Source organism: Loktanella sp. F6476L (assembly GCF_023015725.1).
Taxonomy (GTDB): Bacteria; Pseudomonadota; Alphaproteobacteria; order Rhodobacterales; family Rhodobacteraceae; genus Yoonia.
The window spans coordinates 17,928-40,982 of sequence record NZ_JALKAR010000001.1 but is presented as its reverse complement, the minus strand read 5'-3'; the positions used below and the strand labels follow the sequence as shown (position 1 = coordinate 40,982).

The following is a 23,055-nucleotide window of genomic DNA, read 5'->3' as shown; positions in this document are numbered from 1 at the left end:
ATGAATCAAGCCGAAATAATCAATAATAATCGCAAATCGGTAATGCAAAATACAGGCATTGATCAAAATGGGGGCAATTGATGGACAAGACACGATTTTCTTCGGGAATGGAGGTACGTCGTTCTGTTTTAGGCGATGCTCACGTCGACCGCGCCGATGCCGCAAAAACCGATTTTGATGAACCTCTTCAAACGCTCATCACCGAAGGCGCGTGGGGTACCGTTTGGGCAAGCGATGCAATTGATCTGCGTGACAGATCAATGCTGACACTTGCCTTGCTTGCAGCGACCGGTAATTTTGATGAAATCCCGATGCATATTCGCGCAACTGCGAACACCGGTGCGAGCAAGGATGATGTGATGCAGGCATTCCTGCACGTCGCGATTTACGCGGGCGTCCCGAAAGCCAACCACGCCATCAAACTGGCGAAGCAAACCTACGCAGAGATGGAGGCGGGCACCACATGACCAAACCCGGAGAATTCTACCAACGCGACCGCAATCTGCAGCCTCCAGCTTACACCCCAAGCTACAAGACGAGCGTGGCCCGCAGTCCCGGCTTGGCGATGATTTCGTTGCAAAATTCGGTGTCGAAAATCACAGGGCCCGTCTTTGGTCACAATGATATCGACCCAATCGACAACGACATGATCTTTAACTACGCGGCTGACGGCGAAAGCGCGATTGGTGAACGCATCATCATGCACGGGCGTGTGCTTGATGAAAACGCGCGGCCTGTTCCCAACACGCTTGTCGAAGCTTGGCAGGCCAACGCCGGTGGACGGTATCGGCACAAGAAAGACACCTACCTTGCTCCAATTGATCCCAATTTCGGCGGCTGCGGACGAACCATGACAGACGACAATGGCTATTACTTTTTCCGAACTGTCAAACCGGGTGCCTACCCTTGGCGCAACTACGTCAACAGCTGGCGGCCAGCGCATATCCACTTGTCGGCTTTCGGGTCTGGCTTTTGTCAACGATTGATCACGCAGTGCTACTTTGAAGGCGATCCGCTGATCCCCAAGTGCCCTATCGTGCAAACGATCCCCGATCAGGACGCAATCGATCAGCTGGTCGCGCGGCTGGATATGAACGCGACCATTCCGCTCGACAGTATCGCCTACAAATTCGACATCGTGTTGCGCGGACGGCGCAGCACCCTTTTCGAAAACAGACTAGAGGGGAATTAAGATGTCGCAAACCCTTGATTACTTGAAAGAAACAGCGTCGCAAACTGCTGGTCCCTATGTTCATATCGGACTTGCGCCAGGTGCCGCGGGCTTTGACATCTACGAAACCGAACTTGGGCACGATATCGTCGGCCCGAACGCCAAGGGCGACCGGATCCGCGTCGAAGGCGTTGTAACTGATGGAACAGGTGCCGCAGTTAAAGACGTCTTGATCGAAGTTTGGCAAGCCAATGCAGACGGGTTCTACGCCCATCCAGAAGGTGGCGGCGAAGTCGAAGACGGTTTTCGCGGTTGGGGCCGCGTTATCTCTGATTTTGACACCGGCGAATGGTCGTTTGAGACAGTCAAACCTGGTAGCACTTCGGGCCGCGACAAGTCTAAACAGGCCCCGCACCTCAACCTGTGGATCGTGGCGCGCGGCATCAACATCGGACTAAACACACGCATGTATTTCAGCGACGAAGATGCCGCAAATGCAACCGATCCGGTGTTGAACCTGATCGAATGGGTCGATCGCCGCAAAACCTTGATCGCTGCACGCACTGAAACAAACGGAACGACGGTCTACCGTTTCGATATCCGGCTTCAGGGCGAAAACGAAACCGTGTTTTTCGATGTCTAAGGAACGCGAAATGTCATCTCCCTGCATCATTTGTGTTGCGATCACAGGGTCGTTGCCGACCAAGGCCAACAACCCTGCCGTACCGATTACGGTCAGTGAACAGATTGAATCGACCCATGCCGCGTTCGAAGCAGGCGCTTCAATCGTGCATGCCCATGTACGCAACGACGATCAAACGCCGTCATCCGACCCCGAGAAATTCGCAGCCTTGAAAGAGGGCGTTGAAAAGCACTGTCCAGGCATGATCACCCAGTTTTCGACCGGCGGTCGTTCAGGAGCAGGCAAATCACGCGGCGGTATGCTGTCGCTGGGCCCTGACATGGCTTCAATCTCTGTCGGATCCTGTAACTTTCCAACGCGGGTCTATGAAAATGCACCTGACCTCGTGAATTGGCTCGCGTCAGAAATGCGGACCTACGACATCAAACCTGAGGTCGAAGCGTTTGATCTGGGCCATATTCTTCAGGCTGCTGCAATGCACGCACGCGGCGAAATCGTGGACATTCCTTACGTACAGTTCGTGATGGGCGTCAAAAACGCGATGCCTGTCGATCGCAACGTTTTTGACTACTACATCCAGACTGTTCACCGCCTTTTCGGACCTGGCACTGCGTGGTGCGCCGCTGGCATCGGGTCGCATCAAGCCACGCTAAACGAATGGTCCATCTCGTCAGGTGGACACGCGCGCACTGGCCTTGAAGACAACGTCCGGCTTGATCGTGACACCCTTGCCCCATCAAATGCTGCGCTCGTGGAACGCACCGCTAGCATTTGCGAAAAATACGGACGCCCCGTGGCGACATCGGCGCAAGCCCGCAGCATCCTAGGATTACGACCAATCGGCAGCGAGACCGCCTGATGCCCCATTTCGTGACCCTCAATGAACGATTACACCATTACGCCCACCACAAAGGTGCGGGCGCACGCGCGGTAGTGTTCGCCAATTCGCTAGGTACGGACATGCGCATTTGGGAGCAAGTTTGCGCCAATCTGCCGCCGGAAATACCCACGTTGACCTATGACAAGTCCGGACATGGCATGACCCAAGGTGGAGCTGGTTCAATCGCCGCCCTCGCCCAAGACCTTGCGGCTCTTATGGATCAGTTAAATCTGCGTGACGCGCTGATATGCGGCGTGTCTGTTGGCGGACAAATCACACAGGCGCTGGCATTTGCGCGCCCCGACCTCGTGGCAGGTCTGGTGCTTTGCAACACCGGTTACAAGATTGGCACGGCGGATCTTTGGGCCACACGGATCGCGACACTGAAACAAGACGGTCTAGACGCCATGGCGGATGGCATTATCGAACGTTGGTTTTCCGCTGACTTTCGCCGGACCCAGCCGGAAGCAGTAGCGGGTTACCGCCTGATGCTGACCCGTACACCGCAGGAAGGTTATGCAGCTGTTTGTGGTGCAATCAGGGACGCCGATTTAGGTAACGACACCAATCAGTTGACTTGCCCAACGCTGTGCGTTGCGGGCGGTGATGATCTTGCAGCCCCACCTGATGTCGTCGAGGCCCTTGCCGCACTCATTCCGGATGCGCAAAGCACTTGCTATGAAGGCATAGGCCATTTGCCCTGCATCGAAGCGCCCTCCCGTCTGGCAGCCGACATCGTAGCGCATTATGCGCATCTGCCATGACGTCTGTATTTGATCATCCGTGGCTCGGCGGCCTGTTTCGCGACGATGATATCGCCGCAATCTGGTCTGGCGACGCACAACTTTCCCACATGCGTGCCTTCGAAGCTGCTCTGGCGAAAGCACTCGAGGCGTGCGGCAAGGTCCCTGCCGGACAAGGCCATATAGCCGCACTTGCCATCGACACCACTGTGATCGACATGGATGCGTTGACCCAAGGCACAGCCCGCGATGGCGTGCCAGTGCCAAATTTTGTGAAACAACTTCGCGCGGCTGCGGGCGATGCAGCCGCAGCTGTCCATACGGGTGCCACGTCGCAAGACGTGATGGACACGGCTTTGGCGCTGACCTTGCGCAAAGCCTCCGATCTGCTGACTGGACGCCTCACCGCGCTTCACGACGCGCTGTCCGAGCTGAAACGCACGCAGGGGTCCAACGACATGATGGGGCGCACACGCATGCAGACTGCAATGCCCATCACGACGGCCCATCGGATTGATGCGTGGTTGCGCCCGATCAATGGTCACATTCAAGCGCTCAGCACCCTGCGCCCGCAGGTAGAATGCCTGCAACTGGGCGGCGCTGTCGGAGACGGAGCAGCCTTCGCAGGACAACGGGATGACATTGCCACCCTCATGGCCCACTCTCTCGACCTGACCGATGCTGGCAGTTGGCATACAGACCGCACAGCAATTGCAGATTACGCCAATCGCCTGTCCTTGATTTCAGGAACACTGGGCAAATTCGGTCAAGACATTGCCCTAATGGCACAGCAAGGCATCGACGAGGTGCGCCTGTCCGGTGGCGGCGGGTCGTCCGCCATGCCCCACAAATCCAATCCTGTCTTGGCCGAACTTCTGGTCACACTTGCACGCTACAACGCAGCCCAAATTTCGGGCATGCATCAGGCACTGGTTCATGAACAAGAGCGCTCAGGTGCTGCATGGGCCCTTGAATGGATGATCCTTCCAAACATAACCGCGGCGACAGCGCGCGGTTTGTCGACGGCTAATGAGTTGTGCCGGAAAATTGAAGATATTGGCTGTCGAGAGAGCAAGCAAACGCGATAGTTTCACGAAATCTTTGAACCTTCAGTACGTGGCCTTTTGGGTTCTGATTACTGCAGTGTATTCTCGCCAGTGGTTTTACGCGGAGCAATGTCCCGAAAAGGAGGCAAGCATTATTCATCTCAAGTTAAGATCAGGATCGTGCTTGATAGCCTGCGCGGCGAGGACGGCATTGCAAACAGCCGACAGCGGAGCTTTTTATCCCCCGCTGCACGCATTCGCAGCGTGAAGGTTATTGCACCACGCCAGCGCAGTCTGACCACATCAACACCAGGAAATAATTGCTACGAGCGAAGCTCTGATGCCTCGTCAAAATGGCCCTGAACTGTCCTTGATGTCCCCGCTGCAGCTGCATCCTAAATCTTCTGTTTCATTTGATGGTAAACAGGCGCGAACATGCCGTTGCGTGATGTGTTTGTCCGTCGATTTGTCGAGCGTTTCAATGCGATCAAGTCCGTTCGGTGCTTTCATCTGCGCACCACTCGTTTCCTTTGGGCAGCATATCCGAAAGATGGCAGCGATCCCTTACGTCAAGCCAAACATCCGCCTCATTCCGATCACAAAGCGTTGGTTAATACGCCGAACCCTCCGAGCAGTTTTTGAGGGTAGCGTATGGTGAAATGGTTGTCGGTTGTTGGAAGAATTTCTGTCGCCAATCACTGCGTTTGAGTGGTTTCAGGAGAAGATCTAATGGCTTTAAATCTCACAAAAAATGGCGCGGCTCTCGCGCTCATCACGTTTGCTGCCAGTGCAGTACCAATGTCCGTTCTTGCGGATGAAATTACGCTAAAATCTGCGGATGGTACGGTTAACCTCGTTGGCGAATTCGTCGAATTTACAGACAACAACTACGTCATCCGCACCGGTCTTGGTGATCTGCGGATTGCTGCGTCCCGCGTCCGCTGTGAAGGCGATGCTTGCCCGTCTTTCGAGACAGCAACTGCGGACATCCACATTGCAGGTTCCGATACAGTTGGCCTCGGCATGATGCCACTGCTTCTGTCTGGCTATGCGGCACACCTTGAGGCCGAAGCAACAGTTGTTGCGACCGGTAATGATCAGGACATCTTGGTAAATTTCGTCTCAGAAGGCGGTTTCGGTGATGAAATCGGGTCATATTTGGTTTCCGCAACTGGTTCCAACGATGCCTTTGCAACGCTTTTGGACGGCACATCCCAAATCGGCATGTCGTCGCGCCGTATCACACCGCCAGAAGCACGCGCATTGCGCGATAGCGGTGCAGGCAACATGGTGAGTCCCGGCCAAGAACACATTCTTGCGGTTGATAGCCTCGTTGTCATCCTGCACCCAAACAACCCTGTTCAGGAAATCACGACAGCACAATTGGCTGACATCTATGCAGGTAACATCACGAACTGGTCCGAATTGGGCGGTAACAACGCGCCGATCACACTGATGAGCCACATTGATGGGTCCGGCACACGTTCCACTTTTGACGAACGCATCTTCGGTGAAACAAACGGCGCTGTCGCTGCTTCAGCGATCGCTGTTGATGGCAGCAACGAAATGGCCGCAGCTGTGAATAACGACGAAAATGCTATTGGCTATGTCGGTTACGCATTCCAGCGTGGCGCTAAGGCAGTGACACTGGTGAACGAGTGCGGGATCAGCATGACGCCTGACGCGTTCTCTGCGAAGACCGAAGAATACGCGCTGCAACGTCGCCTGTACCTCTACAACCGTGGCGATGCCGTCGATGATACAGCGCTGAACCTGATCAACTACGCGATTTCAAGCGACGCCGACGGCGTTATTGCAAAGTCCGGCTTTATTGATCTTGGCGTGCAAGCCCGCGCACAAAGCCTTGATGGCGACCGTGCCCGTTCATTGCTTGACCCGTCTGTTGATGCTTTTGAAGGCGGCGTTATGCGCGAAATGCTGGGTCAGATGGTCGACTATGATCGCCTGTCTACCACGTTCCGCTTCGGTACAGGGTCATCCCGACTGGACGAACGGAGCCGCGTCGATATGGCCCGTCTGACAGATTACCTCGAAGCGAAACCAGAAGGCACGAAAGTGATGATCGTAGGTTTCACAGATTCACTTGGCGCGTTTGAAAGCAACCGGTCTTTGTCCGTTGGCCGTGCAGAACAAGTGATGCAGGAACTGGTAGCGCAAGCCGACGGTCGCCTGACCGGAATCGATTTCGCTGCCGCTGGTTACGGTGAAATCGCGCCGACGGCGTGTAACACTGCGGAAGACGGCCGTGCGATCAACCGCCGCGTGGAAGTATGGATCGAAGCCAGCAACGACGACGCCTAAGGATAGGTCAGGTTGCGAAGCCATCGCAGCCTGAACCACTTGCTACGGCCTGCCATGCAGGTCGTAGCGACCTTGATCTTTCACTTTAATCTCGGGGGTGCCCTACATCCCCATGAAGGACATCTCATGTTGAACAAGCTTTCCACAGGCACGCGTGCATTATCAGCATTGTCGCTAGCGTTACTTGCCAGCGCGGCGTTTGTGCCAACAGCACATGCACAATCAATCTCAGAAGACTCGTATTCAGGCAGCAAAGCCCGCGTAAACCAATCCGCAAAGCTGCGGACATACAGCGAAGAAGTTGCTGCCGCCACCTGCCGCGTCGCAAATGACCTTGACCCTGAAGCGGCCTCCGAAGACCTGACGCGTATTCGCTCTAACGTAACAGCTATCCTGGCGGGCCTACGCGACGGTGATCCGGCACTGGGCATCCCTTCCGGGGAAACATCCAGCAGCGGTATCAAATCAATCGCTGCTGTCAACGAAATCTGGACGCAAATCGACGCAGCAGCCGCAAAGATCACAGACAACCACGGCGACACTGAAAGCCTGAATTTGGTGGCAACGTCATTCGCCGAATTGTCCGAACGCACATCAGTTCTGGCATCTGACATTTCCGGCGCGCATTCCGATCCGCTGGAATTGCTGCAGGGTGACGCAATTACACTGAACTTCGTCGGTCGTCAGACCACGTTGTTGGATCAAATGGACCGTATCGTCTGCGGCATGGCGACAGGCAACGCGGCCTTCGGTACCGCCGAAGACCTGACGGCCTCCATTGAATTGTTTGAACTGTCTTTGAATGCACTGCGTAACGGTTACAGCGACGCTGGCATCGCACCACCGCCAAATGACGCGGTCGCACAAAGCCTCGAAGAAGTGCACAAGCATTGGATCGAAGAAAAGGCCATTCTGGAAGATATCGTTGTAAACGGCGGAACTGCCGAAAGCGTTGTAGAAGTCGCGTCCTTTACACGGGTCCTTTTGAAGGACGTTTACAACACTATGACTCTGTATTTGATCGCAACGCCCGGCCAAGAAGGCGTCTACCGCTTGCCGGTCAATACCTATGCGACTGGTGAATTGTCTGGATGGTTGGACGACGCTGACATGATCGCTGCGATCAACGCGCAGAACGCAGCACATGCTGATTTGACAGAAGCCGATATCATCGCGCTCGACCAAGACTGGCGTGCGCAGGCAGATGCAGGCGGTGAATTGATTTCCAAGCTGCTCGACCACGATGTGTCAGCATGGTTGCGTGATCAACAAACCGGTACAGCAGGCTTGGTGACGGAAGTCTTTATCATGGACAACCGCGGCCTAAACGTCGCACAAAGCGTAAAGACGTCAGACTATTGGCAAGGCGACGAAGCCAAATGGCAACAAACTTTTGCTGAAGACGACGCAGAGATGCACATCGCCGAAATCGAATTCGACGACAGCACTGGCTACTATCAAACACAGGCCTCAATGCCGATTTTTGACCCTGCTACAAATGAAAAAATTGGCGCGATCACATTCGGGATTAATGTGCAAAGCTTGATGTAAACCCGCCTAATTTCATTAAGGAGCAAGGCCGCAGGTAAAACGTGCGGCCTTGTTTTGTTGTGTCGGACGTCAAAATTCGGTGGACGGATTTAATTAAGAGAAAATTACCAACCAATTGAACCGAACGGCACCGATAGGTAGAATTCAGCCAACGTCTTCGGTCCAACCTACAAGCATCGATTAACAGAATCGCCGCTGCTAAAATCGATCAATCATCCAAAACGAATGTAATTTTTAGGGCTACCCGGTATTCGGTGATTTTACCGTCTGTCACGATGACCTTTTGGTCTGCAACCCAAGCGCTCGTTATGCCCTTAAGTGTCTTGGCCGCACGCGCAACGCCATTCTCAACGGCGTCATCAAACGATTTCGTGGAGGATGAAATAACTTCTGTAACTTTCGCAATAGACATAACGGTCTCCTTTGATTGGGCCCAATAAAGAGCCAGATGCTTAAACTGTAGTTTGCAAACGATCCTTTTTACCACCCTTGATATGACGATAGGAAAAGCGGCGCCCAGTTGAAGCGCCCATGATCCAACCCCGGCCTTGGGACACGCATAATCTGGCAGTTTGAAACTTTCGGAGACAAGACCGAGATCACCATGACTCATGACGGGCTGACACTAACTCTGAACTGTTGGGGAATCTGTTTAGATGGTTGGAAACATTTCTTTAAGAACAGTTTGAAAGCGTTCTTGGATGGCGATCAAGCAAGCCCTCATTCAACCGAATAGTTCTCCGGCAATCGGCTTCATAGCGGCCATTTGGGCACATCGCAGCATCGGTTGCTATGGGCTCCTTGCCGCCATTAGATCGTTCGCAGCATTTCCGCTCAAATGTGTGCGCCGCCACTGACACCGACGGCCCAAAGGAGACATCAACCTGCTTGGTCATCGCTGCGATGCAGCTTCCTGAAAGCTGCCGTTCACTGTTTGATGCAACATTTTTTGAACTTGACGAATGATGAGCAAGCAGACCGACATTTGATCCCAACCACTCTGTGTATGATTGCTTAGCATTGCTAGTTTTGACTTTCTCGACCAACGTTGTGTTGATCAATCACACTACATAGGTACTGGGCGATGAAAATCTCCAAAATCAGCGTCTTTCAAAAGGACCTGCCCTACGGTGGCGGTGGGCTTGCTGTTGGTGATCTGAGCGAGGAACGTACGAGAACGTTTGAAACGTTCAACAGCACTATTGTGGTTGTGGAAACTGATGCCGGGCTTAGTGGTTGCGGCGAGTCTTGCCCGTGGGGTCCAACCGACCCCGGAACTATGCGAGCGATCCCAAGTCTCGCCAAGGCATTGTTGGGCCAAGATCCGCGTGATCTTCTCAAGATCGAATTGAATATGGATGCCGCAATCGAAGGTCACACCTATGCAAAAAGCGCCATTGATATTGCGTGTTGGGATATTCTTGGGAAAAGCAACGACGTCCCTGTCTACGACCTGTTGGGTGGTAAGCTAACCGACGGCGCACCACTGTATCGTTGCGTCATGGAGCAAGAGCACGACAAGATGCGAGCAGAGATAGAACAGTACCGGGCCGCTGGTTACAAATACCTCAAGCTCAGAGTCGGTATTCAACCAGAAGAAGATATCGCACTTATCCGTTTTGCCGCTGAAATCGCTGAACCGGATGAAGTCATTTACGCGGACGCAAATTGCCGATGGACGCTTCCGGAAGCGACGAAAGTTGCACAAGCAATCGAAAACCTAGACGTCATGATCGAACAACCGTGCCTTACCTATGAAGACTGCCTGCACGTACGTAAAAACACGAACCAGTCGATGAAACTTGACGAGTTGGTGACTGATCGGTCAATTGCTGAGCGGATAATTCATGACAAGGCCGCTGACGTCGCTTGCGTGAAGATGGCGCGTATTGGTGGGCTAACAAAAGCCCGCAGAATCCGCGACATTTTTGTCGATCAAGGCGTAAAGGTCGTCACCGAATGCATGATGGGTGGTGAGATTATATCTGCGGCAGTATCGCATTTTGCAGCGTCCACGCCTGCGGAACTCTTGTTCAACACGACGGACCTACATGCGTACAATACGGAATCGACAGGTTCACCAGCGCCTCCAACCTCCAACGGTCGGTTGTATTGCCAGAACACGCCGGGACTCGGCGTCGAGCCTGACTTCGACAGCCTAGGTGATCCCGTAGCTTTATATGAGTAGTGATTGCAGCAATGGCTTCCAGACTCTTGTATCTGCAAAAACCGCGACCACACCGGCCCAAACCGGACATCGGCGCAACCGCACGTTGCCGCAACGCGGCGTCACCAAACCGGTCATTCGTCTGTTAATGCCGAGCATTTGACCGGCTATGATTAGCGCAACAGGTTTCTTGGGCAAATTGGCGGCGTTGTTTGCCAAGGATGCTTGACAATATGTCAACTTAAACAAGATGTCAGGATACCAGACAACACACCACCCACTCGGAGGAGTTCGACTTCATGTCGCGTTTCCACGGCGGCGCGACACAAAATACTCTGCACAGATCCATTTGGTTTATGACGTCGAACAGTCACCTTTTGCTGGACACCTATTCTCGCAATCGGCGCATCGATTTCCATGCTGTCCAACGCTGAAAGGCCAGCAGATTGCGGGACAAAATCGTCGGCAATTTGTAGTGGCAAAATTCCCATACCAATCAGGTTAGTACGATGGATACGCTCAAAGCTACGTGCGATGACGGCTCTGACCCCCAGAAGCGCCACCCCTTTAGCCGCCCAATCGCGACTTGATCCCATACCGTATCTCTCCCCCGCGAGCAGCACAGCACTTTGCCCACGCTTTGCCATCGTCTCCGCAGCTTCGAACACCCGCATAACACGTCCATCTTCGAGGACGGTATCGTCAGGGGCCAACCCATCCTGTAGATAGTTGCGCCCCAGTTTGTTGGTGAACAATCCCCTAAGCATTACCTCCCAATTGCCGCGATAGGCAGCGTAAACATTCAAGTCATCACGCTTGGCACCGTGAGAGACCAACCATTTGCCCGCGGCGCTATTGGCAGAGATCGCCCCCGCCGGAGAGATATGGTCAGTCGTGATGTCGTCGCCCAATACCATCAAAGGTTTTGCCTGATAATGGCCCAGCCGTGATTGTTGCACGGCTGACGCGAATTTCGGGGGCCTGAGGTAGCGCGAAGCCGCGTTCCACGGAAATTGGCTCTGTCTTGGCGCATCTATCTTGTTCCAGGCCGCACTTTGGCTTGCATCGGCAAAGGCGCGGGGCACATCATCTGCGCTTTGTGCGTTAGCTAAAGCCACGGCTATATCCTCTGCATCGGGCCAGATGTCGGCCAAAAAGACGTCCTCCCCGTCCGTTCCAATCCCCAATGGATCCCTCGCAAGATCCCCTTTCAAATCGCCCTTCACGGCATAGGCCACGACCAAGGGCGGCGACGCAAGAAAGCCAAGATCAATCTTGGGATGCAGCCGTCCGGGGAAGTTACGGTTGCCCGACAGAACAGCGGCAACCGCCTTTCCGTCAGTTAGAGCAAGCTCGATTGTGTCCGGCAGCGGGCCTGAGTTTCCGATACAGGTGGTGCAGCCAAAACCGACGACATCAAACCCAAGCGCTGACAGATCATCGGCCAGACCGGCCCGTTGCAATAACGCCCGCGCTGAGGGCGAACCAGGGGCGAGGGATGTTTTGACCCATGGTGCCGAAGTCAGTCCCCTTTCCCGTGCATTTCGTGCCAGAATGCCAGCAGCAACAAGAAGCGATGGATCAGACGTATTGGTGCAGCTGGTGATCGCCGCAATCGCCACTGCGCCGTCGGGGGGGCAGCTTTCATCCCTGCCGATGTGTCCAAGGGGTCGCCCGATTGCATTCTCTATCCGCGCTTGGGCATTGCGGGGCGCGCATCGGTCTTGGGGCCGACGTGGGCCGGCGATGATCGGCGCAATGGTCGATAGATCAATCTCTATCACCCTGTCGAAATCCGGTGCGGCATCCGGATCGAACCAAAGGCCCATTGCTCGAAACGCGGGCTCGATGAGCTTACAATGGGCTGCGCTACGGCCCGTTCGTGCTAGGTAGTCGATTGTTGTTTTATCGACAGGAAAATATCCGGTTGATGCGCCGTATTCCGGCGCCATGTTTGCGACAACCGCGCGTGCATCGGCACCTAGGGTCGCAACCCCGGGGCCAAAAAACTCGACGAATTCGCCGGTCACGCCAATCTCGCGAAGCCTGTGCGTCACCTCCAGCGCAAGATCAGTTGCAAAACTGCCGGCAGGCAGGCACCCGATCAATCGCACGCCGACTGTTTTCGGCACAGCGAGCGATACCGGCTGGCCGAACATCACGCTTTCGGCTTCAAGACCGCCGACACCCCATGCCATCACGCCGATGCCATTGATCATCGGCGTGTGGCTGTCTGTTCCCAATAACATGTCGGGATGCGCAAAACCGTCTTTGCCAACCTCCAACACGGTGGCCAGTTGTTCGAGGTTGATTGTGTGCATGATCCCGGTCCCGGGCGGATGGACCCGCACCCGCTCCATGCTTTCGGACGCCCACTTCATGAAAGCATAGCGCTCGGCATTGCGGGTATATTCGTTCTTGGCATTTGTCTGGAAAGCGCCTGCGCTCGCATATTGATCTACGGCAAGCGAATGATCCACCGATACATCAACGGGCAAAGTCGGGCTCAATATTGCGGGGTCACCACCGGTGGCGGCGACCGCATCGCGCATCGCCGCGATATCCGCCAGCGCCGGTGTGCAGGTCGTGTCATGCATCAATAACCGATTGGGCAGAAAGGAAAACTCGAACCCCCTGTTGCTCGGATTACGCATCGCTTCCAGCATCGGCTCAACCGCGCCACCGTTCCTTACGTGGTTCTCACACAACAGCCTCAACACCATTGGCAAACGCGCCAGCGCCTCGCCCAGAATTGCGGGCAAATCTATGACCCGCAGGCCTGTTTCCCCTGCATCGACTGATACATTTTTCATTATCCGTCCTCAGGCTTTTTGATGATCCATGACAGCAAAAGAGGGGCCAGCATCAAGGCAAGCATGACCCGAAAAATGTGGTGGACCCCAACAAAGGCAACGTCCCCTCCGATGCTAAGCGCGATGATCGACATTTCCGCCAACCCGCCGGGCGAATAGGCAAGTACCAGACCAACAGGATTCGCCCCGACGGTGCCCGCGACCAGCAACGCCCCGCCGAAAGCGATCCCAATTTGCAATGTGACAACCAGAACAGCCGCACCAAGTGCTGCCATCAGACCCTTCACAGAAACCCCTGCAAACCGCCCACCAACATTGATCCCGATGAAGACCTGAATGACGATGGTGATCGTTGCAGGGATGTCGAATGTGGTCAAACCGCCAAGGTGCAGCCCCGCGCTGACCAGCATCGGTACGATCACAATCGGCGCTGGAATCCGCAGCCTGCCCCGCGCCAAAAGACCTGCAAGGATACAGATTGCAATCCAAAACCAGTCCATCAAACTTAGTCCAGTAGACTTGGTCGAAGCCCCCGCCGCTGGCTCAACCGTGACGATCAGGCCAATCAGCAGCGAGATCACCAAAATCGCCAGCGAAATGCGCAGCGCGTGGACAATGGCCACCTGTGCCTGGTCTGCGCCTTCACGCTCTGACAGCAGGACCATTTCAGCAATACCACCGGGCATGGCGCAAAGGGCGGCCGTTGCGGGGGCGAAACGTGCAATGCGGCGAAGGGCAAAAAAACCGACCCCGAACATAACCCCCAGCAACAGCACCAGAAAAAGCAGCGTCAGCCACCATGTGCCTAACGATGCAAACAGTTCATGGGTAAAGGCCGCGCCCAGCATCAACCCGATTGCAGCACGGACCACATCCAGCAATAGCACGGGCTTGCGTATCGGCAGCTGCGCCAAAGATGCAGTTGCGGTGACGAGCATGGAACCGATCATCCACGCCAAGGGAATTCCTGTCAGGGATACCAGCCACCCGCCGATGCCTGCCAGAATAATGGTCAGCAGGATCGCGCTGAATGAACCAAAATACGTCGTCAAACCAGCTTCTTTTTACTGAAAAGCACCCCGTCCGCGTCCCCATAAACCCAATCACCCGGTTCAAATGTGACGCCACCAAAGCCGATCGTTGTGCCCACCTTGCCCCAGCCTTCCTTGGCGCTTTTGACAGGGGACGTTCCAAGGGCAAAAACCAGTGTGTCCATCGTGTTGATATCCGCGCTATCCCGAATAGCGGCGTTCAGGATCAGGCCCGCCCAACCGTTTTTGATTGCGAGGGCAGCAAGCATATCACCCAACAGGGCAATACGGGTCGAACCGCCCCCGTCAATCACAAGAACACGGCCCCTGCCCGGTGTTTCCAACTGTGCGCGAACTTCGGTGTTGTCCTCAAAACACTTGACCGTCTGTATCTGTCCCGCGAAATGAGTGCGGGTGCCAAATTTGCGGAACGGCAGGTGAACCAGGGTTAAATCGGCGGCGTGATCATCAATCAGGTCAGCAGTTTTCATGTGCACTATAATCCTTTGAATGTGTTGTTAAGCTCGGTCACCTGATCGGGTGTCAAAAGGCGCTTCTTACGCCCTTCCAGTGCGATCAGAAGTTTGGCAGTTTCTTCTAATTCTTCTGCCGCACAAACGGCTGAGAACAGATCTTTACCACTGACGACAGGGCCGTGATTGGCAAGCAGGGCTGCGGAAAAATCACCCTTCAGATCACGGATCATATCCCCCATTTTGGGATCCCCCGGTTTGACATATGGCAATAGTTTCACGCGCCCAACACGCATCACAACATAGGGTGTCAGGTGCGGGATACAGTCATCAGGATCGGTGTCCGCAAGGCATGATAGCGCCGTCGCCCATGTGGAATGCAAATGCACAACCGCACCAGCTTGCGGTCGCGTTTCATAAAACGCCTGGTGCAAGAAGACTTCCTTTGAAGGGCGATCCCCAGACACATGCTTGCCCGAGGTATCAACTTTTGAAATCCGGTCGGCCTCAAGCGAACCAAGCGTCGAATTGGTTGGCGTCATAAGGATGCCATCCGGCAGTCTGGCAGACACATTTCCCGCACTGCCTACAGAAAACCCCCTGTCGAACAACGACTTACAAAGGCGCACCATCTGATGGCGGAGTTCTGTTTCCTGCTTGGTCACGGTCGCCCCTCCATCATCCGCAGGGCTTTGGCAAAGAAATCCGTTGCCCCAAAGTTTCCAGACTTGAGCGCCAACGCCACAGATGGTCCATCCCCCAAGGTCAGGATCGGAACGCCGGGGTCGATCTCTGCCCCGACCGTCATTGCCGCTGCGCCCAGAACGTCGGTGACCGCTTGGGCGACCGCACCGGATGTTTCTCCACCCGCGACAACAATGCGTCGGTATCCCTTTGAAACCAGCGCCTTAGCGGTTTCGGCAAAGAGGTTATCCAGTTTTTCAGCAACAGCTTCGCGCCCATACCGCGACTGGAGCGCGAGGACCTCATCAGGTGAGCCCGAGGAATAGGCCAATGGTGCCCGCCCCTGATTTGCATCGTAGAACGCCACCAATGTGTCGACCGTCACACGGTCCTCCATGACCCCGGGGACATCAATGGTCAGGGTCGGATGCGCCTGCGCGTGCAGATCAACCTGACCACGGGTTGCGCCAGAACATGACCCGGCCAGAATGGCCTCCGGCCCACTCACATGGGCCGCATCTGCCGCCCGCGCGTTGGACTTTCTGCTCTCAATCAGGTTGCGAGGAAGCCCCAATGCAATTCCCGATCCACCGGTAATCAACTTGGCATCAGCGAGGGCCGCCCCAAGCGTCAACAGGTCTGCGTCGCTGACAGCGTCCGCGACAACATAGCGATCCGTCGCGCCCTTGATCGCGTCGCGGGTGGGTTCAACACCTTGGGAAACGATCGAAAGCGGGATGTGCCCGACGCCTGCTTTTGTTTGAAGGCGCAAGAAACGCCGCAGGTCCGGGTCCGTCATCGGGGTGAGCGGATGGTGCTGCATACCCGACTCACTCAGCAGCGTGTCGCCGACAAACAAATGCCCTTGGTAGACCGTTCGCCCCGTCGTCGGGAAAGCTGGGCACACCACGACCCCGGTCGCGTCAAGCGCTTCGGCCAATGCATCAGCCACCGGCCCGATATTCCCCGCGGGCGTTGAATCAAAGGTCGAGCAATATTTGAAGATGATCTGTTTGCAGCCCTGCGCCTTAAGCCAATTCAGCGCATCCAGACTGTCACGCACAGCCTCTTTCACTGGCGCAGAGCGGCTCTTGAGCGAGACAACGCCCACTTCGATTTGCGGATCCGCCGGACCATTAGGCACACCTGGATATTGCGCGGTGCGCAACCCACCTTCGGGCTGCACGCCTTTGGCAAGGGTGTTGGCGATGTCACTCGCCCCCGTGAAGTCGTCTGCAATAACGCCAATCAGCATCATGTGTCCTCTCTATTTCGTCGCAATGCGACGGCGCATTTCCTGAATCGCCGACTCTGGACTGGTGAGCACAGGAAGGGTGACAGATTGCCGAACTGTCTCTGCGGCACCCGCCATAGAAAACTGCGCCAGTAGAATGACATCGGCCCCCTCGATTTCGGCGGCAGTCTGGGCGATCAGCTGATTATGCCGGTCATTGTCGCCTGCCCGTTTTGCATCCAACGCGCCGTCGCAAAAATATGATGTGATGCGGGCAGCAATCCCTCGTGCCGCAGCCGTTTCTCGAAACTCTTCTTCCATACCGTCTGCGGCTGGTTGGAAGGTATAGATCATCGCAATCTGCTCTCCCTGCGAAAGCGCTGCATCGAACATTGCTTCATTAGGGTTCATCACGGGTATATCGGTTTGTGCATTCGCTTGGGCAATCGCCGTCCCGAAGGCCGAACAGGTAAACAAAATCCCATCAGCATGAGCCGCTTGCGCATAATGGCTGAGCGCCTTGATGCGATCCGACAATTCCTTCGACAAATCCGCAGCCTTCGATCGATCAACCGAAAGCCCCTCTTCCAGAATGGATATGGTTTCGGCCTCGGGCCAAAGGGATGCCGCTGCTGTTTCCACGGGCTCTATCGCGACCCGTGTGGCATGAATCAGGGCAATTCGTGGTGATGGTGTCATTATGATCAGCTTGAAAATAGGCGGTGACGCTACATGATGTAGCGCCACCTGTTTTTGCGGGTCATCGACCCACAGGGAGGTTCCTTAGGCCGCGACTTGTTGCGCCACAAGAGAGCCAAACGCGTCACAGTTCACATTGCCGCCAAGGTCGCGTGTCCGTTTGGATGGGTCGTCAATGGTCGCGTCGACTGCGTCGGATATGGCTTGACCGGCGTCCATGAGTTTCTGAATACCGCGCTGTTCGCCCAGCCAACTCAGCATCATCGCCGCCGATAAGATCAACGAGGTCGGGTTCGCGACATTTTTACCTTGGATGTCCGGCGCTGAACCGTGTTGCGCTTGGGCACAGCATAGGCCTGTTTCAGCATTGGCATTGATCGAACCCGCCAGCCCGAGTGACCCAGACAACTCTGATGCCAAATCAGACAGGATATCGCCATAAAAGTTTGTCGCGACAACCACGTCATATGCTTCGGGTTTGCGCACCAGCAGCGCTGCGTAGGCGTCGACGATAATCTCTTCAGTCTCAACTTCGGGAAAGTCTTTGGCGACTTCACGGAAGCATTCCAAAAACAATCCGTCCGTCATCAAAAAGGAATTGGCCTTGTGGATGGCGGCGACTTTCTTTTTGCGCTGCATCGCCAATTTAAATGCCTCGCGGCAAATCCGCATCGCCCCATGACGGGTGATTTTGCGCACGGATAACGCCATATCAGGGTCAGGCATCATTTCACCCACGCCCTTGAACATGTTGCGGTCAGGATAAAAACCTTCGGTTGCTTCGCGCATGATCACCAAATCCATCCCCGGAGCCTTATTCGGGATAAAGTCGCGGGTCCGCGCCGGACGAACATTGGCGTAAAGGTCCAGCCCGATACGGAATCCGGCGGAGACATTCCGCCCTCCTTCAGCCAAGGGCGGGTAGTCCATATGCGATTGAGTACCAAGAATCACGCCGTCAAATTCGGTACGGGCGCGATCCAACACGCTTTCCTGTAGGGTGATCCCGTGCTTCTTCAGACTGTCGAAGCCCGAAATCTCCTCCTCAAAAGTCAGCCCCAAATCAAACCGCTTGTTGGCGGCCTCTACCACTTCGAGCGTCGCAGCCATGATTTCAGGACCAATACCGTCGCAGGGTAGTGTCATAATACGCATCTTTTGTCTCCTTAGATCGGCACTATGGCCGTTGTCATTTACAAGCCGGCTTAGTCGCCGACGAATTCTTCTTCGTTGCGTGCAGCTTCCATGCGCTTTTTCATCCGACGGCCCATCAGCATGGGCAGGACGAACCCGGTAATCGCGACGCCCCAAAGGATGATGGCAAGCGGACTGCCCACAAGGATCAACCAGTCGCCGTCCGAAATTGTCATGGCACGACGCAGGTTCACTTCCATCTGGTTGCCCAGCAGAATCCCGAGGATCACCGGAACAAGCGAGACATCGAGCTTGCGCAACACCCAGCCCATGATGCCGAAAGCAACCATCAACATCACATCAAAGCTGGAACCCGTGATGCTGTAGATGCCCACGAACGAGATCATCGCGACGATAGGCATCAGGATGCGCGTTGGCACCATCAACACTCGGGTAAAGATGCCGACGAGCGGGATGTTCATCGCCAAAAGGATAAAGTTCGCGATGAACAGCGAGGCGATTAGCCCCCAGACAACATCTGGATTTTTCTGGAACAGCAGCGGCCCGGGCGTGATATTCAACTGCAACAGTACGGCAAGCAGAACGGCTGTAGTGCCTGATCCTGGCACGCCAAGGGCAAGCATGGGAACAAGTGCGCCACCCGAGGCCGCGTTGTTGCCCGCCTCTGGAGCGGCAACGCCGCGCGGGTCGCCTTTACCAAAGGTTTTACCGTCCCGGTCAACAGTCTGCTTTTCAAGAGAATAGGCCAGGAATGATCCCAAGGATGCTCCCGCGCCCGGCAGAACCCCAGAGAAGAAACCAAGGCCCGTGCCCCGCGCCATCGAGGGGATACAACGCTTGATCATAGCAAAGTCAGGCATGATCCGCCCCACTTTCGTGGCCTTGGCCGAACCAACAGCCCCACCGCGGTGATGCTCAAGGAAAATGAACACCTCGCTTAGCGCAAAGAGGCCCACAATAGCGATCAGGAAATCGATCCCGTCGTACAAATGGATATGATCAAAAGTGAACCGCTGCGACCCCGTTTGCGAGTCACTGCCGATCATTGCAATCCCAAGGCCAAGGGCTGCCGCAAAGGCCGATTTTGCCTGATTGGTCGATGAGATGCCGCCAAGCGTCGCGAAGGCGACAGTAAAAAGAACAAAATATTCGGCTGGGCCAAACAACAGGGCGACCTTGACCAACTGCGGTGCAAGAATGACCAGCCCGCATGTGGCAAAGAACGCGCCGACAAAGGATGCAACACCGGATAGGGACAGTGCCTCGCCCGCCTTGCCTTGCAGCGCCATTGGGTAACCATCCAGACAGGTCATCATGGCCGGTTCGTCGCCGGGTATGTTCAGCAAGATCGAGCTGATCCGGCCACCATACATCGCGCCGTAGTAAACGCTAACCAGTAGGATCAACGACGCAACAGGCCCCAGCCCTAGTGAAAAAGCGATCGGGATTAGGATGGCCACACCGTTCGCGGGGCCAAGCCCCGGCAGTGCGCCCATAAGCGTACCAAGAAAACACCCCATGACTGCCAGAAACAGATTTTGCGGGGTTAGGGCGATGGCAAAGCCATCGGCGAGAAGTGCTAAAGTATCCATGCGCTGACCTCCTCAGAAACCAAGTGGACCTTTGGCCAAAGCGAGGCCGAGGATCAGGTGAAATACAACGTAGATGCCAACAGATGTGCCAAATCCAACGACAAACGACCAAAGCGGTGCTGTCCCCAAACGCCAGGTCAGGTAGGCTGTTGCAAAGATTGTGGAGATGACGAAACCAAGCTCTGGCAAGGCAAAGCAATAGGCGAACATGACCGCCGCTGCGAAGACGATTTCCGTGAATTCCCGCATGTGAGGCCAGTCTGGTTCGTCATCGGGACGCAGGATGAAATACAGCGAACAAAGCGCGATGATAGTGCCCACTATATATGGAAATGCGCGCGGCCCCACCACGTCGACCATAAAGCTGTCTTTGATAATTGATGCGGCCCAGATGTAGAAAATGGCCAAGGCCAATCCAAAGCCGCCGAATATGCGATCACTCATACTTGCCTCCCCAAGGTGTGAGTTAGGCCCGAACAGACAAAGACGTTCGGGCCAGATTATTTAGATTTTATTCGATGATGCCGATTTCACGGGACAGCTTTTCGATATCGGCGATGCTACCGGCAACGAAGTTATGCATGTCTTCACCAAAGTTGTTGAAGGGCGCGATTGCAGCCTCTTCCAATGTGGCTTGGAACTCTGGATCTTCCGCCATTGTCTGGATCGCATTTGACCAGAACTCTTTAGCCTCGTCCGATGCACCTGCTGGCATGTAAAGACCGCGCCAGTTTGCCCCAATAACGTCATATCCTTGCTCGCGTGCCGTAGGGATATCGGGAAAGTTCTCAAGGCGTTCGGGTGCCATGATGCCGATGATGCGGATATCACCAGAGTCCAAGAAACCTAGCATTTCGGAGAAGTCACCCGAAAGCGCCTCAACAGAACCGGAAAGCAGCCCTGTCATTGCCTCTCCGCCCCCATCAAATGAAACGTATTTCATTTGTGTGACGTCTTCCAAACCGGCTTCGCGGGCAACAAGCATTGGCTTGATGTGATCAAAACTGCCAACGGATGAACCGCCAGCGATACCAACGGAACGCGGATCTTCCAGGATCGCGTCCATCATTTGCGTCAGGCTTGTGAACTCTGAATCCGTACGAACGGCGATCGCGCCGTATTCAGCACCGAATGTGGCGAGGAAGTGAACATCTTCTTGAACAGCGCCTTCATAGATGCCCTGAGCAATCCGAGCACTCGTGCTCATTGATGCAGCGACGATCAGGTTGTTGTCTTCGTTGCGCTCTTTGGTGACGTGGGCAAAGGCTACGCCGCCGCCGCCACCGGACATGTTTGTCACCTGCATCGAATCTTCGATAACGCCAAGATCAAACAGGTAGCGGGCCGTTGTACGGCAGATAAAATCCCAACCCCCACCCGGGTTGGATGGTGCAATGCACTGCGGGTTTTCCGGTTGAAAATCCTGTGCAGTAGACGCAGTTGCGGCAGCGAAAGTCGCTGCTAAAGCGACGGCGCCAATACGAGTGTATTTTGCGAACATCTTGTGTCCTCCCATGTGTTGTCCTCCGTAGTGCGAATCTTGCACTGGGGTCATGATTGCTTATTTGCACACAAAAAGCCAAATGAAATTTGCTCTTTTGGTGTCAAAAAGCCAAATCCTGACATCCACAACTCAGCAAGGGCACCTAATAGACTGAAATACATAGAGATTCACAAACCCATGGAATTCATGCTGCCGTTCTCGATGCCAAGACGCCCACGAAACCGGCCCGAGAGAGCCGTAGCGGACTCAAAAATTTGGCGAAAACAATCCATTTTCGGCCACCTTTCGGTTTTTACCATATACAAAACCAAAAAATTGGACTTATGCTTAAGCACAGATACAATCGGCAACAACCGACACCGGAGATCATGATGGCAGCACGAAGCAGCGAGCTTTCCAAGAATATATCCAATCGGTTGTTGCACGACATCGTCTCTGGAACCCTGTCGGGGGGGCAACATATCAGCGCCCAGAACATCGCAGATCGTTATGGTGTATCGCGCACCCCCGTAAGAGAGGCACTTGAAAGCCTGGCGATCCAAGACGTTTTAATCCGACAGCCCAACCGAGGGTACTTTGTCGCAGACAGTCTTCCGGCTTCGTATCAGGACGGATTGGCAGATACGGCACCAACAGATACGGACGACTATCAAACATTTGCGAATGACTGGCTGACGAACCAGATCCCCGAAGAGGTCGCTGAACAATTCCTGCGGCAGCGATACGGCTGGACCAAAGCCAAAGCCGCCGATCTGCTGGTCAGGGCCGTCCGCGAAGGGTGGGCAGAACGCAAGGAAGGGTACGGGTGGCGCCTTCTTCCAGTAGCCAAGACACCTGAAGCCTTCGACGAGATTTACAGATTCAGGATGGCGATCGAACCTACAGCCATGCTGGAGCCCTCTTTTCAGCTGGATCACAAGATCCTTGATGAACAGCGCCGTATTCAGGAAGGCATGCTGAATATGGATCTAAGCAGCACACCTGGCGAAGCTCTTCTTCAGAACGGCGCGCTCTTTCACGAGGAACTTATCAAACTATCGGGAAATCCCTTTTTTCACATGGCCCTTCAAAGGGTAAACCGGATGCGCCGGTTAATGGAGTATCGCGCCGAAGTGAACTGCGAGCGCCTGATCGAGCAATGCACCGAGCACTTGGAAATCCTGTCGTATCTGGAAGCAGGCAATGTTGCTGACGCGTCGTATCGAATGCGCCAACACCTAAGTGGCGCCCTTAAGCGCAAGTCGCCATTGGCACGAAACTGGGCCCAAGACGCGGAGCAAGTTAGTGAACACATCTAACGCCAGAGACTTTGAATTCCGATCAATCGCCTTGGTCGCTCACGATCAG

General features: G+C 54.8%; 21 protein-coding genes. 10 read left to right on the top strand and 11 right to left on the bottom strand.

Features of this window, described 5'->3' with window-relative positions; all coding sequences use genetic code 11:
• Positions 1 to 80 precede the first annotated feature (80 nt).
• From pcaC to MWU61_RS00160, 8 genes are all read left to right on the top strand, one after another.
• Positions 81 to 467 (top strand): 4-carboxymuconolactone decarboxylase, encoded by a 387-nt coding sequence (pcaC, locus tag MWU61_RS00195; RefSeq protein WP_247125797.1) that lies wholly within the window; start codon positions 81 to 83, stop codon positions 465 to 467.
• A complete protein-coding gene (gene pcaH, locus MWU61_RS00190) occupies positions 464 to 1,192 on the top strand; it encodes a protocatechuate 3,4-dioxygenase subunit beta (RefSeq protein ID WP_247125795.1) in 729 nt (242 codons plus the stop codon). The genes pcaC and pcaH overlap by 4 nt, the downstream gene beginning before the upstream one ends.
• Before the next feature lies 1 nt (position 1,193).
• A complete protein-coding gene (pcaG, locus tag MWU61_RS00185; protein ID WP_247125793.1) occupies positions 1,194 to 1,814 on the top strand; it encodes a protocatechuate 3,4-dioxygenase subunit alpha in 621 nt (206 codons plus the stop codon).
• Positions 1,815 to 1,824: 10 nt separating this feature from the next.
• Entirely contained in the window at positions 1,825 to 2,673 is an 849-nt protein-coding gene (locus tag MWU61_RS00180; protein ID WP_247125792.1) for a 3-keto-5-aminohexanoate cleavage protein, read from the top strand.
• Positions 2,673 to 3,458, top strand: coding sequence for a 3-oxoadipate enol-lactonase (gene pcaD / locus MWU61_RS00175; protein ID WP_247125790.1), 786 nt, complete (start codon positions 2,673 to 2,675; stop codon positions 3,456 to 3,458). The genes MWU61_RS00180 and pcaD overlap by 1 nt, the downstream gene beginning before the upstream one ends.
• Positions 3,455 to 4,525: a 3-carboxy-cis,cis-muconate cycloisomerase gene (locus tag MWU61_RS00170; protein ID WP_247125788.1), complete on the top strand. Its 1,071-nt coding sequence runs from the start codon at positions 3,455 to 3,457 to the stop codon at positions 4,523 to 4,525. The genes pcaD and MWU61_RS00170 overlap by 4 nt, the downstream gene beginning before the upstream one ends.
• Positions 4,526 to 5,212: 687 nt before the next feature.
• Complete coding sequence (locus tag MWU61_RS00165) at positions 5,213 to 6,805, top strand: phosphate ABC transporter substrate-binding/OmpA family protein (RefSeq protein WP_247125786.1); 1,593 nt, start codon at positions 5,213 to 5,215, stop codon at positions 6,803 to 6,805.
• Positions 6,806 to 6,931: 126 nt separating this feature from the next.
• Entirely contained in the window at positions 6,932 to 8,356 is a 1,425-nt protein-coding gene (locus MWU61_RS00160) for a type IV pili methyl-accepting chemotaxis transducer N-terminal domain-containing protein (RefSeq protein ID WP_247125785.1), read from the top strand.
• Positions 8,357 to 8,564: 208 nt separating this feature from the next.
• On the opposite strand, the gene MWU61_RS00155 is transcribed toward MWU61_RS00160, so the two are convergent.
• Entirely contained in the window at positions 8,565 to 8,768 is a 204-nt protein-coding gene (locus MWU61_RS00155) for a dodecin family protein (protein ID WP_247125784.1), read from the bottom strand.
• A gap of 672 nt (positions 8,769 to 9,440) precedes the next feature.
• On the opposite strand from MWU61_RS00155, the gene MWU61_RS00150 reads away from it, so the two are divergent.
• Positions 9,441 to 10,544 carry a mandelate racemase/muconate lactonizing enzyme family protein gene (locus MWU61_RS00150; RefSeq protein ID WP_247125783.1) on the top strand — a complete coding sequence of 368 codons (1,104 nt, stop codon included), beginning with the start codon at positions 9,441 to 9,443 and terminating at the stop codon, positions 10,542 to 10,544.
• A gap of 215 nt (positions 10,545 to 10,759) precedes the next feature.
• On the opposite strand, the gene acnA is transcribed toward MWU61_RS00150, so the two are convergent.
• The 10 genes from acnA to MWU61_RS00100 all read right to left on the bottom strand — a co-directional run bounded on the left by acnA (position 10,760) and on the right by MWU61_RS00100 (position 21,720).
• Positions 10,760 to 13,336, bottom strand: a complete 2,577-nt coding sequence (gene acnA, locus MWU61_RS00145; protein WP_247125781.1) for an aconitate hydratase AcnA — start codon at positions 13,334 to 13,336, stop codon at positions 10,760 to 10,762.
• Positions 13,336 to 14,388 carry an AbrB family transcriptional regulator gene (locus MWU61_RS00140; protein ID WP_247125779.1) on the bottom strand — a complete coding sequence of 351 codons (1,053 nt, stop codon included), beginning with the start codon at positions 14,386 to 14,388 and terminating at the stop codon, positions 13,336 to 13,338. The genes acnA and MWU61_RS00140 overlap by 1 nt, the downstream gene beginning before the upstream one ends.
• Positions 14,385 to 14,858 (bottom strand): ribonuclease E activity regulator RraA, encoded by a 474-nt coding sequence (rraA, locus tag MWU61_RS00135; RefSeq protein WP_247125777.1) that lies wholly within the window; start codon positions 14,856 to 14,858, stop codon positions 14,385 to 14,387. The genes MWU61_RS00140 and rraA overlap by 4 nt, the downstream gene beginning before the upstream one ends.
• 5 nt (positions 14,859 to 14,863) lie before the next feature.
• Entirely contained in the window at positions 14,864 to 15,505 is a 642-nt protein-coding gene (gene otnC / locus MWU61_RS00130; RefSeq protein WP_348645567.1) for a 3-oxo-tetronate 4-phosphate decarboxylase, read from the bottom strand.
• The gene (gene otnK / locus MWU61_RS00125) at positions 15,502 to 16,782 is read right to left on the bottom strand and encodes a 3-oxo-tetronate kinase (RefSeq protein WP_348645566.1); all 1,281 of its coding nucleotides are present in this window, start codon (positions 16,780 to 16,782) and stop codon (positions 15,502 to 15,504) included. The genes otnC and otnK overlap by 4 nt, the downstream gene beginning before the upstream one ends.
• Positions 16,783 to 16,791: 9 nt before the next feature.
• On the bottom strand, positions 16,792 to 17,457 hold the full coding sequence (locus MWU61_RS00120) for an aspartate/glutamate racemase family protein (RefSeq protein WP_247125776.1): 666 nt from the start codon (positions 17,455 to 17,457) through the stop codon (positions 16,792 to 16,794).
• Between the two features lie 84 nt (positions 17,458 to 17,541).
• Positions 17,542 to 18,612: an isocitrate/isopropylmalate dehydrogenase family protein gene (locus tag MWU61_RS00115; protein WP_247125774.1), complete on the bottom strand. Its 1,071-nt coding sequence runs from the start codon at positions 18,610 to 18,612 to the stop codon at positions 17,542 to 17,544.
• 50 nt (positions 18,613 to 18,662) lie between these two features.
• Positions 18,663 to 20,204: a tripartite tricarboxylate transporter permease gene (locus tag MWU61_RS00110; RefSeq protein WP_247125772.1), complete on the bottom strand. Its 1,542-nt coding sequence runs from the start codon at positions 20,202 to 20,204 to the stop codon at positions 18,663 to 18,665.
• Between the two features lie 12 nt (positions 20,205 to 20,216).
• Positions 20,217 to 20,648 (bottom strand): tripartite tricarboxylate transporter TctB family protein, encoded by a 432-nt coding sequence (locus MWU61_RS00105; protein ID WP_247125770.1) that lies wholly within the window; start codon positions 20,646 to 20,648, stop codon positions 20,217 to 20,219.
• Between the two features lie 67 nt (positions 20,649 to 20,715).
• A complete protein-coding gene (locus tag MWU61_RS00100) occupies positions 20,716 to 21,720 on the bottom strand; it encodes a tripartite tricarboxylate transporter substrate-binding protein (protein WP_247125769.1) in 1,005 nt (334 codons plus the stop codon).
• Between the two features lie 242 nt (positions 21,721 to 21,962).
• Here MWU61_RS00100 and MWU61_RS00095 point away from each other — a divergent pair, with 242 nt between their 5' ends.
• Complete coding sequence (locus tag MWU61_RS00095; RefSeq protein ID WP_247125767.1) at positions 21,963 to 23,006, top strand: GntR family transcriptional regulator; 1,044 nt, start codon at positions 21,963 to 21,965, stop codon at positions 23,004 to 23,006.
• Positions 23,007 to 23,055 lie beyond the last annotated feature (49 nt).

Bases quoted from the DNA above. Each gene is read 5' to 3' on its own strand.
- pcaC (WP_247125797.1), top strand. From the start codon at position 81: ATGGACAAGACACGATTTTCTTCGGGAATGGAGGTACGTCGTTCTGTT.
- MWU61_RS00120 (WP_247125776.1), bottom strand. From the start codon at position 17,457: ATGACACCATCACCACGAATTGCCCTGATTCATGCCACACGGGTCGCG.
- MWU61_RS00160 (WP_247125785.1), top strand. From the start codon at position 6,932: ATGTTGAACAAGCTTTCCACAGGCACGCGTGCATTATCAGCATTGTCG.
- pcaG (WP_247125793.1), top strand. From the start codon at position 1,194: ATGTCGCAAACCCTTGATTACTTGAAAGAAACAGCGTCGCAAACTGCT.
- MWU61_RS00180 (WP_247125792.1), top strand. From the start codon at position 1,825: ATGTCATCTCCCTGCATCATTTGTGTTGCGATCACAGGGTCGTTGCCG.
- acnA (WP_247125781.1), bottom strand. From the start codon at position 13,336: ATGAAAAATGTATCAGTCGATGCAGGGGAAACAGGCCTGCGGGTCATA.
- MWU61_RS00165 (WP_247125786.1), top strand. From the start codon at position 5,213: ATGGCTTTAAATCTCACAAAAAATGGCGCGGCTCTCGCGCTCATCACG.
- MWU61_RS00110 (WP_247125772.1), bottom strand. From the start codon at position 20,204: ATGGATACTTTAGCACTTCTCGCCGATGGCTTTGCCATCGCCCTAACC.
- rraA (WP_247125777.1), bottom strand. From the start codon at position 14,858: ATGAAAACTGCTGACCTGATTGATGATCACGCCGCCGATTTAACCCTG.
- pcaD (WP_247125790.1), top strand. From the start codon at position 2,673: ATGCCCCATTTCGTGACCCTCAATGAACGATTACACCATTACGCCCAC.
- MWU61_RS00100 (WP_247125769.1), bottom strand. From the start codon at position 21,720: ATGGGAGGACACAAGATGTTCGCAAAATACACTCGTATTGGCGCCGTC.
- MWU61_RS00155 (WP_247125784.1), bottom strand. From the start codon at position 8,768: ATGTCTATTGCGAAAGTTACAGAAGTTATTTCATCCTCCACGAAATCG.
- MWU61_RS00105 (WP_247125770.1), bottom strand. From the start codon at position 20,648: ATGAGTGATCGCATATTCGGCGGCTTTGGATTGGCCTTGGCCATTTTC.
- otnK (WP_348645566.1), bottom strand. From the start codon at position 16,782: ATGATGCTGATTGGCGTTATTGCAGACGACTTCACGGGGGCGAGTGAC.
- MWU61_RS00150 (WP_247125783.1), top strand. From the start codon at position 9,441: ATGAAAATCTCCAAAATCAGCGTCTTTCAAAAGGACCTGCCCTACGGT.
- MWU61_RS00115 (WP_247125774.1), bottom strand. From the start codon at position 18,612: ATGCGTATTATGACACTACCCTGCGACGGTATTGGTCCTGAAATCATG.
- MWU61_RS00170 (WP_247125788.1), top strand. From the start codon at position 3,455: ATGACGTCTGTATTTGATCATCCGTGGCTCGGCGGCCTGTTTCGCGAC.
- pcaH (WP_247125795.1), top strand. From the start codon at position 464: ATGACCAAACCCGGAGAATTCTACCAACGCGACCGCAATCTGCAGCCT.